12 protein-coding genes are annotated in these 12,469 nt (G+C 69.7%); 7 read left to right on the forward strand and 5 right to left on the reverse strand.

Going from position 1 to position 12,469, the window contains the following annotated elements; genetic code table 11:
* Positions 1 to 51 precede the first annotated feature (51 nt).
* The 4 genes from PMI14_RS26260 to PMI14_RS26275 all read left to right on the forward strand — a co-directional run bounded on the left by PMI14_RS26260 (position 52) and on the right by PMI14_RS26275 (position 6,361).
* Complete coding sequence (locus PMI14_RS26260; RefSeq protein WP_007859165.1) at positions 52 to 1,164, forward strand: hypothetical protein; 1,113 nt, start codon at positions 52 to 54, stop codon at positions 1,162 to 1,164.
* A gap of 4 nt (positions 1,165 to 1,168) precedes the next feature.
* Positions 1,169 to 1,711: a hypothetical protein gene (locus tag PMI14_RS26265; protein WP_007859167.1), complete on the forward strand. Its 543-nt coding sequence runs from the start codon at positions 1,169 to 1,171 to the stop codon at positions 1,709 to 1,711.
* Positions 1,712 to 1,732: 21 nt separating this feature from the next.
* Positions 1,733 to 3,841 (forward strand): NAD-dependent DNA ligase LigA, encoded by a 2,109-nt coding sequence (gene ligA / locus PMI14_RS26270; RefSeq protein WP_035205827.1) that lies wholly within the window; start codon positions 1,733 to 1,735, stop codon positions 3,839 to 3,841.
* Between the two features lie 105 nt (positions 3,842 to 3,946).
* A complete protein-coding gene (locus PMI14_RS26275; RefSeq protein WP_007859169.1) occupies positions 3,947 to 6,361 on the forward strand; it encodes a penicillin-binding protein 1A in 2,415 nt (804 codons plus the stop codon).
* 13 nt (positions 6,362 to 6,374) lie between these two features.
* On the opposite strand, the gene PMI14_RS26280 is transcribed toward PMI14_RS26275, so the two are convergent.
* Both PMI14_RS26280 and PMI14_RS26285 read right to left on the reverse strand, forming a co-directional pair.
* Complete coding sequence (locus PMI14_RS26280) at positions 6,375 to 6,569, reverse strand: DUF1737 domain-containing protein (RefSeq protein ID WP_007859170.1); 195 nt, start codon at positions 6,567 to 6,569, stop codon at positions 6,375 to 6,377.
* A gap of 17 nt (positions 6,570 to 6,586) precedes the next feature.
* Positions 6,587 to 7,144, reverse strand: a complete 558-nt coding sequence (locus PMI14_RS26285; RefSeq protein WP_007859171.1) for an NUDIX hydrolase — start codon at positions 7,142 to 7,144, stop codon at positions 6,587 to 6,589.
* Positions 7,145 to 7,346: 202 nt separating this feature from the next.
* On the opposite strand from PMI14_RS26285, the gene PMI14_RS26290 reads away from it, so the two are divergent.
* The 3 genes from PMI14_RS26290 to PMI14_RS26300 are packed head-to-tail and all read left to right on the forward strand — an operon-like array spanning position 7,347 to position 10,220.
* The gene (locus tag PMI14_RS26290) at positions 7,347 to 8,177 is read left to right on the forward strand and encodes a MipA/OmpV family protein (protein ID WP_007859172.1); all 831 of its coding nucleotides are present in this window, start codon (positions 7,347 to 7,349) and stop codon (positions 8,175 to 8,177) included.
* Positions 8,174 to 8,860, forward strand: coding sequence for a response regulator transcription factor (locus PMI14_RS26295; RefSeq protein ID WP_007859173.1), 687 nt, complete (start codon positions 8,174 to 8,176; stop codon positions 8,858 to 8,860). Before PMI14_RS26290 ends, PMI14_RS26295 begins: the two co-directional genes overlap by 4 nt.
* Entirely contained in the window at positions 8,844 to 10,220 is a 1,377-nt protein-coding gene (locus tag PMI14_RS26300) for an ATP-binding protein (RefSeq protein WP_238541908.1), read from the forward strand. The genes PMI14_RS26295 and PMI14_RS26300 overlap by 17 nt, the downstream gene beginning before the upstream one ends.
* Here PMI14_RS26300 and PMI14_RS33755 read toward each other — a convergent pair.
* The 3 genes from PMI14_RS33755 to PMI14_RS26315 all read right to left on the reverse strand — a co-directional run bounded on the left by PMI14_RS33755 (position 10,205) and on the right by PMI14_RS26315 (position 12,212).
* Positions 10,205 to 10,606 carry a GtrA family protein gene (locus PMI14_RS33755; RefSeq protein ID WP_007859177.1) on the reverse strand — a complete coding sequence of 134 codons (402 nt, stop codon included), beginning with the start codon at positions 10,604 to 10,606 and terminating at the stop codon, positions 10,205 to 10,207. The genes PMI14_RS26300 and PMI14_RS33755 overlap by 16 nt on opposite strands.
* Before the next feature lie 21 nt (positions 10,607 to 10,627).
* Positions 10,628 to 11,296, reverse strand: coding sequence for a phosphatase PAP2 family protein (locus PMI14_RS26310; RefSeq protein WP_007859180.1), 669 nt, complete (start codon positions 11,294 to 11,296; stop codon positions 10,628 to 10,630).
* 160 nt (positions 11,297 to 11,456) lie between these two features.
* Complete coding sequence (locus PMI14_RS26315) at positions 11,457 to 12,212, reverse strand: VacJ family lipoprotein (protein WP_007859182.1); 756 nt, start codon at positions 12,210 to 12,212, stop codon at positions 11,457 to 11,459.
* Between the last annotated feature and the right edge of the window lie 257 nt (positions 12,213 to 12,469).

The raw sequence follows: 12,469 nt of genomic DNA on the forward strand, positions 1-12,469 counted from the left end.
GATGACCCATTTCCCTTGCCCTCCTGTCTGCGCAGGACGGAATCGAGATCTATGAGCACATTGCAACTGAGTCTGGCCATCATCGGCGGCCTGGTGCTGGCCCTCATCGTGGCCTACAACGCCTGGACGTCGCACCGCAATGCCCCGCGGCGCGCCTCGCCCGAGGAGCCCGAGCACCTGGCCGACCCGGCGTTGCGCCAGGAGCCCGGCTTCGATGCCGGCGCCACCCAGCTCACGGCGGCGGAACTGGACAGCCTGGACCGCGGCCCCGACCCATCGGTGCACACGGTGGATGTGCTCGACTCGCTGCAGATGCCGGTGCCGCCGACGTCGCTGGAGCGCCGCCCGGGGCTCGATCCGCTGATCGACGTGATCGCCACCCTGCAGCCCGAACTCATCGTCTCGGGCGATGCCGCGCTGGCCGCCATGCCGCCCACCCGCCGCGCCGGCAGCAAGCCCTTTTCCATCGAGGGCTACAACGAAGCCAGCCAGCAGTGGGAGACACCGTCGCCCGGCCAGCGTTACCAGAGCTTCCAGGCCGGCGTGCAACTGGCCAACCGCATGGGCGCGCTCAACGAGATCGAGTTCTCGGAATTCGTCATGAAGGCCCAGGCCTTTGCCGATGCGGTGAACGCCGCCCCCGATTTCCCCGACATGCTGCAGGAAGTGGCCCGTGCCCGCGAACTCGACCAGTTCGCCAGCGACCACGATGCGCAGCTGGCCTTCATGCTGCGTGCGCGCCAGGCCGCCTGGAGCCCTGGCTACATCCATCAGAACGCCGCACGCCTGGGCTTCGTCTCCGGTGCCATGCCGGGCCGCCTGGTGCTGCCCACGGGCAACCCGGGCCTGCCGCCGCTGCTCACCCTGGGCTACGACACGCAGGCGGCACTGGCCGATGACCCGGACCAGTCCGCGATCCGCGACGTCACCCTGAGCCTCGATGTCTCGCAGGTGCACCGTGGCGAGCAGCCCTTCACGCGCCTGCGCGAGGTGGCCGCCGCACTGTGCGAGGCCATGGACGGTGTGCTCTGCGACCAGAACGGCCACCCGCTGCCTGCCATGGCCATGGACCCGATCGCCGCCGACCTGGAGCTGCTGTACGACCAGCTCGACGGGCGCGAGCTGTCGGCCGGCTCGGTGCTGGCGCGGCGTCTGTTCAGCTGAGCCGATGGGACCGGACGGTTTGGGCTGGCGTGCACTTTTCTTTCCCCCGCTGGTCGAGCGCGACCAGGGGCTGTTCCGCCCTGGGCAACTGGCGCTGGGCGTGGCCAAGGCCGGCGTGCTCGTGGCTGCCGGCATCGGGGTGATCGCCTTTGGGCAGTGGTACCTGATGGGCGCGGTATACCTTGCGCTGGCCGCTTTCCTGGCCTGGCGCCAATGGCAGGACCGGCGAGCCTTCGGCCCGTTGGGCCGCCCGCTGGTACGGGTGCGCGATGGCGTGGCCTTCTTCTCGCTGCCGTCGCGCCTCGTGCCCCGGCAGGTGGAAGTGGTACTGCAGGAGGTCAAGGCGCTGACCCTGCAGGGCGATGCCTTCCGGCGTGTCTTCGTCTTCGAGCGGCGCCATGGCGAGGCCACGCGCTTCACCACCGCCTACGGGGCTCATGACGAACGGGTGGTGGAGTTCCTGCGCCGGCAGATGCCGCCAAAGGTGCGCGTCGTAGTGGCGCAACCGTCTGCCGTGCTCGGCTCCATCCGGGGTGACGGATACTGAGCCCGGCGGGGCCCTCTGGCCATGACCGAAAATTTTGACCTTTTCTCTGCTCCAGCGCAGGATTCCAACGTGTTGCCAGCCACCCAGATACAAGCCTTGCGCGACCAGCTCAACCGCTGGGCGCACCAGTACTACGTGCTCGACGAGCCCACGGTGCCCGATGCCGAGTACGACCGCGTGTTCCGCGAGCTGCAGGCGCTGGAAGAAGCCCACCCCGACCTCATCACCCCCGATTCGCCCACGCAGCGTGTGATCGGTGGCGTCATGGACGGCCTGGCCCCGGTGCGCCATGCCGTGCCCATGCTCAGCATCCATACCGAGACCGATACCGAGGCCACGGGTGCCCAGGCCTTCGACGTGCGCGTGCGCCGCGAACTGGGCCTGGCCGAGTCCGACCCGGTGATCGAGTACGTGGCAGAGCCCAAGTTCGACGGCCTGGCCATGAGCCTGCGCTATGAAGGCGGACGCCTGGTGCAGGCGGCCACGCGCGGCGATGGCGAGGTGGGGGAGGACGTGACGCACAACATCCGCCGCATCCGCCAGATCCCTTTGATCCTGCCGGCCGGCGTGCCGCCGCTGCTCGAGGTGCGCGGCGAGGTCTACATGCGCCGTGCCGATTTCGATGCGCTCAACGAGCGCCAGCGCGAGCAGGGTGGCAAGACCTTCGTGAACCCGCGCAACGCGGCGGCGGGTGCGGTGCGCCAGCTCGATTCGGGCATCTCGGCCCAGCGGCCGCTGAGCTTTTTCGCCTACGGCCTGGGTGCCACCACGCCCGCGAACGAGGGCGGTCGCATGTTCGCCACGCACTACGAGATGCTCCAGACGCTCAAGGAGTGGGGCTTTCCCGTGGCGGCGCAGGTGCAGATCGCCAAGGGCGCGGCCGAGCTCGTGGCCTTCCACCAGCAGGTGGGCGCCTCGCGCGACCAGTTGCCCTACGACATCGACGGCGTGGTCTACAAGGTCAACCGCCTGGACCTGCAGCGCGACCTGGGCTTCAAGACTCGCGAGCCGCGCTGGGCCGTGGCCCACAAGTACCCCGCGCAGGAGATGGCCACGCGCGTCGAGGGCATCGACATCCAGGTCGGCCGCACCGGCAAGCTGACCCCCGTGGCGCGCCTGGCACCGGTCTTCGTCGGCGGCGTTACGGTGACCAATGCCACGCTGCACAACCTGTTCGAGATCCGCAAGAAGCAGGTGCGCGTGGGCGACACGGTGATCGTGCGCCGCGCTGGCGACGTGATCCCCGAGGTGGTCGGCGTCATGCCCGGCCAGCGCCCGGCCTACGTGCCCAACTTCCGCATGCCCAGGCAGTGCCCCGTGTGTGGCAGCGACGTGGTGCGCGAGCCCGGCGAGGCCAACCACCGCTGCACCGGCGGGTTGTTCTGCGCCGCGCAGCGCAAGGAAGCCATCCTGCACTTCGCCGCGCGCCGCGCGATGGACATCGAGGGCCTGGGCGACAAGCTGGTGGACCAGTTGGTGGAAGCCAACGTGATCCGCACGCTGCCCGACCTGTACCGGCTGGGGCTCACCTCGCTGGTAGCCCTGGAGCGCATGGCCGAGAAATCGGCGCAGAACGTGCTGGCAGCCCTGGAGAAGTCCAAGGAGACGACGCTGGCGCGCTTCCTGTTCGGCCTGGGCATCCGCCACGTGGGCGAGTCCACGGCCAGGGACCTGGCCAAGCACTTCGGCACGCTGGACGCCATGATCGGCGCCACGGCAGAGACCGCGGCCACGGTAGAGCAACTGCTCGAAGTGCCTGACGTGGGCCCCATCGTGGCGCAGAGTTTCCACACCTTCTTTCAGCAGCCGCACAACCGCGAAGTGATCGAGCAGCTGCGCGCCTGCGGCGTGCGCTGGCCCGAAGGCGCGCCGGCAGAGAAGGTCGCCCAGGTACTGGCCGGCAAGACCTTCGTGCTCACCGGCACGCTGCCCACCCTGGGCCGCGATGCCGCCAAGGACATGCTCGAAGCGGCGGGCGCCAAGGTCTCGGGCTCGGTGAGCAAGAAGACCAGCTACGTGGTCGCCGGCGAGGAGGCCGGCAGCAAGCTGGCCAAGGCCGAGGAACTGGGCGTGCCCGTGATCGACGAGGCGGGCATGCTGGCGTTGCTGGCCGGCGGCGATGCGGCCTGAGAACTTGCGCCGGTTTCCTGAGTCCCAGCTTGTTTCCCATCGGGCCGCCACCTTGTTTCCCTTGTCCCTGATTTCCCGTACGGATGCCCCTTCGGGGTTTGCCTGATGCCCCCCTTTCTCTCTTCCCTGGCGACCCGCCTGGCCACGGGCTTCGGTCGCGCTCTGGCCTATGCGCGCGGTTCCCGGCGCCGCACCTGGCTGCTGGCCATCCTGGCCCTTCCGGTCGCCGTGGTGCTCTACACCCTGGCGCTGGTCCCGTTCACGCCCTCCATCAGCGACATCACCAAGGCCAAGACCGAGCGGCCCGCGCAGCTGATCTCTTCCGATGGCAAGGTGCTGTCCGAATACCGCTGGGCCAACCGCGAGTGGGTGGCGCTCAACCGCATTGCGCCGCACGTGGTCAATGCGCTCGTCGCCACCGAGGACCACCGCTTCTACGAGCACTGGGGCATGGACTGGCGGCGCACGGCCTCGTCGGTGGTGCACACGCTGCGCGGCGACCCGCAGGGCGGCTCCACCATCACCCAGCAACTGGCGCGCAACCTGTTCCCCGAGGAAATCGGGCGCTCGCGCACCCTGACGCGCAAGCTCAAGGAAGCGATCACCGCGATCAAGATCGAGATGGCCTACTCCAAGGACGAGATCCTGGAGACCTACCTCAACACCGTGCCGTTCCTGTACAACGCCTACGGCATCGAGATGGCGGCGCGCACCTACTTCGACAAGTCGGCCGACAAGCTCAACCTGCTCGAGAGCGCCACGCTGATCGGCATGCTCAAGGGCACGGCCTACTACAACCCGGTGATGAACCCCGAGCGCGCCCAGGCGCGGCGCAACACCGTGCTGGCGCAGATGGTCAAGCGCGACAAGCTCGACAAGGCCCAGTTCGACACCTTGCAAAAGCGCCCCCTGCGCGTGGATTTCGAGCGCCAGACCGAGGCCACGGGCCTGGCCCCGCATTTCGCCCAGCAGCTGCGCAAGACCCTGATCGCCTGGGCCGATGCCAATGGCTACAGCCTGCATGCCGACGGCCTGATGGTGCACACCACCATCGACTCGCGCCTGCAGGCCATGGCCAACCAGGCCGTGGCCAAGCAGGGCAGGCAGTTGCAGGGCATTGCCGACACGGCCTGGGCCCAGCGCAGCGCCTGGAACCCGCAGTCCGACCTGGTGCAGGACTTCGTGCGCGATACCGCCGAGTACCGCACGGCGGTGGAGCAGGGCGCCACGCCCGACGAGGCACTCAAGACCCTGGTCGCCGACACCGCCTTCATGCGCACCCTGCGCCAGAACAAGACCCGCGTGCAGGCCGGCTTCATGGCCATGGACCCGGTCACCGGCCACGTGCTGGCCTGGGTAGGCAGCCGTGATTTCGGCCAGGACCCGTTCGACCACGTGCAGCAGGCACGGCGCCAGCCGGGCTCCACCTTCAAGCCCTTCGTCTACGGCGCGGCCTTCGAGCAGGGCGCGCTGCCCGGCGACACGCTGATGGACGAGGCCGTGGAGATCCCGCTGGGCGGCGGCCAGGTCTGGCGCCCCACCGATGGCGGCCCGCCGAGCGACGAACCCATGACCCTGGCCGATGGCCTGGCCCTGTCCAAGAACACCATCACCGCCCAGCTCATGCACAAGGTCGGCCCGGCCCACGTGGCCGAGCTGGCGCGTGCCATGGGTGTGCGCGAGAGCAAGCTGGAGCTGGTGCCCTCACTTGCGCTGGGCACCAGCCCCGTCACGCTGCGCGAGATGGTCTCGGCCTACGGCACCATCGCCAATGCCGGGCGCTATGTGTCGCCCGTGCTCATCACGCGCATCGAGGACCGCCATGGCAAGGTGCTGCAGACCTTCACCCCGCCTGCGGCCGAGAAGGTGCTGCCCGTCGGCGTGGCGCAGACCCTGCGCGCCACCATGCGCGGCGTGATCGACAAGGGCACGGGCCGCGCCATCCGCTCGCGCTACGGCATCCAGGGCGACGTGGCGGGCAAGACCGGCACCACGCAGGACAACACCGATGGCTGGTTCATCCTCATGCATCCGCGCGTGGTGGCCGGCGCCTGGGTGGGCTTCAACGACGGCCGCGTGACCTTGCGCAGCGATTACTGGGGGCAGGGCGCCCACAGTGCGCTGCCCATGGTCGGTGACTTCGTGCAGCAGGCCTTCCGCTCGCAGGTGCTCGACGGCAAGGACCGCTTCATCGATGAGGAAGACACCAGCGCCGTTGGCAATGCCATGGCCGGCATGCGCAACTGGGTGATGGACCTGTTCGGGCGCGATGCCCCGGGCCAGCAACCCAACCAGCCAGGCCAGCCCGGCGGCTACCCGCCCCCGCTGCCCCCGGGCACCCTGCCACCCGTGATCCGCGAGCCGGACCTGCAGCCCCTGCCCGATGCATCGCCGCAGCGCGTACCCGCGCCGCCGGCCGAACAGATGGTGCTGCCACCGATGCCACCGGCCATGCCCCCGCAGGGGAGCATTCCACCCCCCGGCAGCACGCAGGTGCCGGGTGGCGAAACCCCTCCTTGAGGGGGGACCCGCCTCAGGCGGGTTTCACGCCCGGCCAGACGATGGCCTGCGCCACGATCACGCGCTCGCCGTTGAAGGTCGCCGCCGGCGAGCCATACAGCTCGTAGCCCAGCGCCAGGGCCTCGCTCACGCGGCGGCAGAACGCCGCGTCGTCGGGGCCGGTGAGCAGACGGTACGTTGGCAGGTTGTCGGGCGGGGTGCTGTTCATGGCGGACCTCTCAGGAGTCACTCGATATCGATGCAGTGCAGCCCGAAAGCGCCGGCCTTGCGGTCGGCGAAATAGCACTCCAGCGTTTCCTTCACCGTGCGGAAAGCGATCTCTTCCCACGGGATTTCGGCTTCGGTGAACAGGCGCGCCTCGATGGTCTCGTGGCCGGGGTCGAACACCTCGCTTAGCAAGGTGGCGCGGTAGAAGAAATGCACCTGGCCGACGCGGCGCACGTTGAGCAGGCTGAACAGCGGGCCCATCTCGATCTGCGCGCCGGCCTCCTCATCGGTCTCGCGCGCGGCGCCCTGCGCGGTGGTCTCGTCCAGTTCCATGAAGCCCGCGGGCAGCGTCCACTTGCCCCAGCGCGGCTCGATGTTGCGCTTGCACAGCAGCACCCGGCCATCGGGCAGCGCGGGCACGGTACCGACCACGTTGAGCGGGTTCTCGTAGTGCACCGTATTGCAGGCCGGGCACACGGCACGCAGCTTGGTGTCGCCGTCGTCGGGCAGGCGGTACACCACGGCGGTGCCACAGGCGCGGCAGTGTCGGATCGGGCTGCGGAAGGTGGTCGTCATGCGGTGGGATCGGTCGTGGAGCAGGCGGCCCCGGCGGCCATCCTCAGCTATGAAAATGAGAGTGTAGCGTCCCCGGCGGATGCGCGGGAATGGAGCGTCGGGGCACCGGCCACCCCGGGGCAGGCGGTGCCGCCCGGTAAGTCCTCGGTAAGACGACCCACGGGAGCATGGCGGCCTTCCAACTTCCACCAGGGAACCGTTCATGCATGCATCCCCCACCTTCGCCTCCCGCTTCCAGGCAGGTGCCGTTCCATCGGCAGGCCTTGCTGCCGCCATCGCCGCGGCCGCGCTGGTCTTCCCGATCCAGGCCCTGGCCCAGGGGACGCCGGGGGAGCCCGAAGGCTCCTCCTGGGGGCTGGGCCTGGGTGTGGCGAGCAAGCAGCAGGCCTACCGGGGCATGGACCGGGACACCAAGGCGCTGCCGCTGCTGCAGTTCGAGAACCAGTACCTCAAGATCATGGGGCCGGGGGCGGAGCTCAAGCTGCCCGGGCTGCGCATCAGCGATACGCAGCGCCTTTCCTTCGGGCTCATCGGCAAGTACGATGGCTCGGGCTACGAAGCCAAGGATTCGCCCTTCCTGGCTGGCATGGCCGAGCGCGAGGGCGGCTTCTGGCTCGGCGGCCAGGTGAAGTGGGAGAATGACCTGGCCAACCTGTCCGCACGCTGGACGGCCGATGCCTCGGGCCACAGCAAGGGCCAGCAGTTCAGCCTGGGGGCCGAGCGCTCCTTTCGCCTGGGCCAGCAGTTCATGCTGAGCCCGCGCCTGGTGGCCACCTGGCAGGACCGCAAGACCGTGGACTATTACCATGGCGTGCGTGCCGGCGAGGCCCGGGCGGGGCGCGCGGCCTACCAGGGAGAATCGGGCGTGAACACCGAACTGGCGCTGCGCGGCATGTACCTGTTCGATCGCCAGCACTCGCTGTTCGTGGACGTGGGCGTGACGCGCCTGCACGCGGGCATCAAGAACAGCCCGTTGGTCGACCGTTCCAGCGAGAGCAATGTCTTCCTGGGCTATATGTACCGATTTCGATGAACCGCATCCTTCTGGTGGAAGACCATGAGCGCCTGGCCGGGCTGATCAGCAAGGGCCTGGCGGCCAGCGGCGTGGCCGTGGACGTGGTGGGCCGCGGCGACGCGGCCTGGACGGCCCTGGCGCAGGTGCCCTACCAGGCGATGGTGCTCGACCGGGGCCTGCCCGATGGCGATGGCCTGGCCCTTTTGCAGCGCATGCGCAAGGCCGGCCTGGGCGTGCCCTGCCTGGTGCTCACCGCGCGCGATGCGCTGCGCGACCGGGTGGAGGGCCTGGAGGCCGGCGCCGACGACTACCTGCCCAAGCCCTTTGCCATGGACGAGATGGTGGCCCGCGTGCGCGCGCTGCTGCGCCGGCCGGCGGAGCACCGCACGCTGGACCCGCAGGCCGGTGACGTGGTGCTGCGCACCGCCGAGGGCACCATGGGCTGCGGCGAGGAGGCCGTGACCCTGGCCCCGGCCGAGATGCAGATGATGCTGCTGTTGGTGCGCCGCCATGGCGATACCGTGCGCCGCGGCGCGCTGGAGGCCGCGGGCTGGGGCGTGGGCGAGGCCGTGACGCCGAATGCGCTGGACGTGGCGCTGCACCGCATGCGGCGCAAGCTGCTGGCCATCGGCTCGGTGCAGCGCATCGTCAACGTACGGGGGCTCGGCTATGCGCTTCGCGAAGATGATCCGGCTCAATAGCCTGGGTACCAAGCTCATGCTCGCCTACCTGGCGGGCATGGTGCTGAGCATCGCCCTGCTCGTGGCGGTGGCCGCGGTGGTGCTGCAGGGCACTTTCCTGGCGCGCCTGGACCTGGCCGATGCGGCAGAGGAGATGGCGGGCAGGGTCCTGTTCGACGGCGCGGGCCGGCCCGTGGACCTGCAGGTCGATGACGAGGACCACGACGTGGGCAACCTGGCCTGGGTGTTTGACAGCCTGGGGCGCGAGACGGCCTACCGCGTTCTCGACAGCGCGGGCAAGGTGGCCTTGCTGTCGCCCGCCGGTGCACAGTTCTGGCCCCAGGGCGGTGACCTGGACCGGCTGGCGCCCGGCGCCTTCGACTTCGAGCGCGAAGGCGTGGTCATGCATGGCATGACGCAGCGCCTTGAACGCGGCGGGGCGACCTGGTACTTCCAGATGGCGGCCAGCAACCGGTTCATGACGCTGCTGCACCGCGTGGCCATACCGTTGGTGGCCGGTGGCATCCTGGCATTCAGCCTGGTGCTGCTGGCCGTCTTTGGGCTGGGTGCCTTCATCACGCTGCGCTACACCTTGAGGCCCCTGCGCGAGGTGTCGGAGTCGGCGGCGGCGATCTCGCCGCGCTCGCTGCACGCGCGCCTGGACACCGGGGCCGTGCCGGCAGAGGTCGGGCCGCTGGTGGAAAGCTTCAACCGCGTGCTCGAGCGCGTGGAGCAGGGCTACCGCGTGCAGCAGGAGTTCCTGGCCAATGCAGCGCACGAACTCAAGACCCCACTGGCGCTGATCCGCGCGCAGATCGAGCTGGAGCCGGGTGGCGGGGGCGGCAGCCGCGATGCGCTGCTGCGCGACGTGGCCTACATGTCGCGCCAGGTGCAGCAACTGCTGCTGCTGGCCGAGGCCAGCGAGACACACAACTACCAGTTCGGCATGGTCCGCGTGGAGGAGGTCGCGCACGAGGCCGTGGCCTACCTGCAGCGCCGGGCCGAGGCGGCCGGTGTGCATATGGCCGTGTCCAGCACCGGCGCCGACCTGCGCTGGACAGCCGACCATGGCGCACTGTTCACCTTGCTCAAGAACCTGCTGGAGAACGCCATCGAGCATGCGCCCGCAGGCAGCACGGTGGACGTGGGCATCGAGGCCCATGCCCTCACGGTGCGCGACCACGGCCCGGGGGTGCAGGCCGAACAGTTGCCGCTGCTGTTCGCACGCTTTTGGCGCGGCGCGCACCGGCGCGACCTGGGCGCGGGGCTGGGACTGGCCATCTGCCAGGAGATTGCGCTGGCGCATGGCGGCTGCCTCACGGCCGAGCCGGCCGGGCCCGGCCTGCGGCTGCGCCTGGCAGTGGGTCAGACCGGCCCATAGCGGCGCGGCCCGGCGAGGAAACACAGGCCCAGGCCCGCCGCAAGCGCGCTGCTGGCCACCTGGGCGCCGGCCACCGGGGTGCCCGCTACGCTGGTCAACAGGCCGAAGAGGAACAGGTGCAACCCCCAGAGCACGCTGGTGTCGGCGATGTAGCGGCTGAGCGCACGGCCCGGCGGCTCGTGGTGGCGCAGCAGGTAGCCCCTTTGCAGCCCGTAGTTGGCGGCCAGCCCGCCTGCAAAGCCCAGGCCGCTGGCCAGCCAGGGGTGGGCGCCGGCCTGCAGCAGGGCCGCCATGGCCAGGCCGTGCAGCGCGGCGGCGGCAAGTCCCCGGGCCAGCACCTGGGCCGGAATTCTCGAATGCAGGGGGGCCAGGATGGCGGATGGCATGGTGGGGTTCCTTTTGGGGTGTCAGGCGCGGTTGGTGCGGCGGTTCCATGGGCGGTGCAGTGGCCAGTCGGCGTGTGTGTCCAGGGTGCGCGCCGCCCAGAAATGGGCGCAGCCATAGCCGATCAGCGCGGAGAACAGCACGTCCGAGGGGTAGTGCTCCAGCGTGAGCACCCTGCAGGCCGCGGCGGCCATGGCGAGCGCCAGCACGGGCCAGCGCCAGGCGGGCTGGAGCCTGGTCGCGACGGCCGCGACGGCAAAGGCCGTGAACGCGTGGCTGGAGGGAAAGGAGTTGAAGGGGTGGCCCGCGAAGGGCAGGCCGAAGCCATTGAACCCGTGATCGATCAGCAACTGCGGGCGCGCCCGTGCCGCCAGGTGCTTGAGGAGCCAGGTGAGGACTCCACCGCTCAGCAGGGTGAACAGCAGCAGCACGCCGCTGCGAACCAAGCGCTCGCCCCCGGCCCGGGTGTGCAACGGCCCCTGGGCCAGGGACCGGTGACCGAGGAGGTACAGCCCCAGGGCCACGGCCGTCGCCAACTCGGCGCTGGCCAGCTGGCTCAAGGCATCGAAGGTCTGGTCCAGCGCGGGTGTGCTGTGGGCGTGGACCAGGCGCACCAGGGGCGCATCGATCCGGATGGCCAGCAGGAAGGCCATCGCCGCACCCGCGGACTGGGGACGGCGGATGTGCGCCATGGCAGGAAGGGGCGGAATGGGCATGCGGCGGCCGCACCCGGCGCAGCGATGCTCCGGGGCTCAGGGTGGGGGTGGGTGGAGGAAGGGGATCGGCAGCCAGCGGATGGGGCGGCCTGCGGCGTGTCCGGATCCACCCGGGCACGCAGGGCCGCCTGCCGCGTCAGCGCACCAGGCGCTCGCCGTCCGCGGGGTCTTCGGCGGGAAGGGCGCCCTGTGTCTCGGTCGGTGCAGCGGAGCGGTTGCGCCGCTTGAGATGGGCATCGCGCACCATCGCGTACTTGTCCAGCGCGGCCTGGTCGAGCATGCGGGTCATCTCCAGCAGATCGGCACGCTTGCTCGCCATCTTCAGGGCGGTCAGGCTGTTGCGCACGGCGACGTCGCTGGCCTGCAGGCTGCCCAGGCTGTCCACGGGCAGGGAGAGCACGTCCCGGACATTGGAGGGGCCGAAGATCGGCAGCACCACGTAGGGGCCCGATCCCACGCCCCAGGTGTCCAGCGTGAGGCCGAAGTCCTCGGAGCGCTGCGGCATGCCCCAGCCGGTGGCCACGTCCACCACGCCCAGCACCCCGACGGTGGTGTTGATGCCGAACCGCGCGATGGTGGACGCGCCCTCGCGCGCTCGCCCCTGGAACAGCAGGTTGGCCGACGACCATGGGGTCTGCAGGTTGGCGAAGAAGTTGGAAACCCCCGTCTGCACCACGGGCGGCACCACCTTCTGGTAGGCCTTGGCTGTGGGCTGGAAGACGGCCCGGTCCAGGCCGTCATTGAGGGAAAAGACCGTGCGGTTGACGGGCTCCAGCGGGTCTTGGCTGTGCGCCGTGGTGGCGCATCCCGTCGAGAGGGCCGCAGTGATCAGCGCGAGCATGGCGAGCCCGGTGCGGCTCGACAGCAAGGGGCGGGACAACAGGTGTGGCATCGCGTGCTCCAGGAGGCTTGGATCGAAGTTCCGTGGCGGGTCCATTGGCCGCCACGGGACGCGATCCTAATTTCGCCTCTCTTACTGGACACTTAGCGGTGCGCAGGGGCATGAAAAAAGGGCAAGGCCCGCCGCAATGGCATGCCTTGCCCCGTCTCTTGGCGCCCCGTTTGCGGGAGCGCAGGGTTCATACGGATTTGCCTTCAACCGTATAACTTCGTTGGTTCGCCTTGCCGTGCTACAGCACTGTCTGCGGC

This window comes from Acidovorax sp. CF316 (assembly GCF_000276605.1).
Lineage (GTDB): Bacteria > Pseudomonadota > Gammaproteobacteria > Burkholderiales > Burkholderiaceae_C > Acidovorax.

Bases quoted from the DNA above. Each gene is read 5' to 3' on its own strand.
- PMI14_RS26260 (WP_007859165.1), top strand. From the start codon at position 52: ATGAGCACATTGCAACTGAGTCTGGCCATCATCGGCGGCCTGGTGCTG.
- PMI14_RS26265 (WP_007859167.1), top strand. From the start codon at position 1,169: ATGGGACCGGACGGTTTGGGCTGGCGTGCACTTTTCTTTCCCCCGCTG.
- ligA (WP_035205827.1), top strand. From the start codon at position 1,733: ATGACCGAAAATTTTGACCTTTTCTCTGCTCCAGCGCAGGATTCCAAC.
- PMI14_RS26275 (WP_007859169.1), top strand. From the start codon at position 3,947: ATGCCCCCCTTTCTCTCTTCCCTGGCGACCCGCCTGGCCACGGGCTTC.
- PMI14_RS26280 (WP_007859170.1), bottom strand. From the start codon at position 6,569: ATGAACAGCACCCCGCCCGACAACCTGCCAACGTACCGTCTGCTCACC.
- PMI14_RS26285 (WP_007859171.1), bottom strand. From the start codon at position 7,144: ATGACGACCACCTTCCGCAGCCCGATCCGACACTGCCGCGCCTGTGGC.
- PMI14_RS26290 (WP_007859172.1), top strand. From the start codon at position 7,347: ATGCATGCATCCCCCACCTTCGCCTCCCGCTTCCAGGCAGGTGCCGTT.
- PMI14_RS26295 (WP_007859173.1), top strand. From the start codon at position 8,174: ATGAACCGCATCCTTCTGGTGGAAGACCATGAGCGCCTGGCCGGGCTG.
- PMI14_RS26300 (WP_238541908.1), top strand. From the start codon at position 8,844: ATGATCCGGCTCAATAGCCTGGGTACCAAGCTCATGCTCGCCTACCTG.
- PMI14_RS33755 (WP_007859177.1), bottom strand. From the start codon at position 10,606: ATGCCATCCGCCATCCTGGCCCCCCTGCATTCGAGAATTCCGGCCCAG.
- PMI14_RS26310 (WP_007859180.1), bottom strand. From the start codon at position 11,296: ATGGCGCACATCCGCCGTCCCCAGTCCGCGGGTGCGGCGATGGCCTTC.
- PMI14_RS26315 (WP_007859182.1), bottom strand. From the start codon at position 12,212: ATGCCACACCTGTTGTCCCGCCCCTTGCTGTCGAGCCGCACCGGGCTC.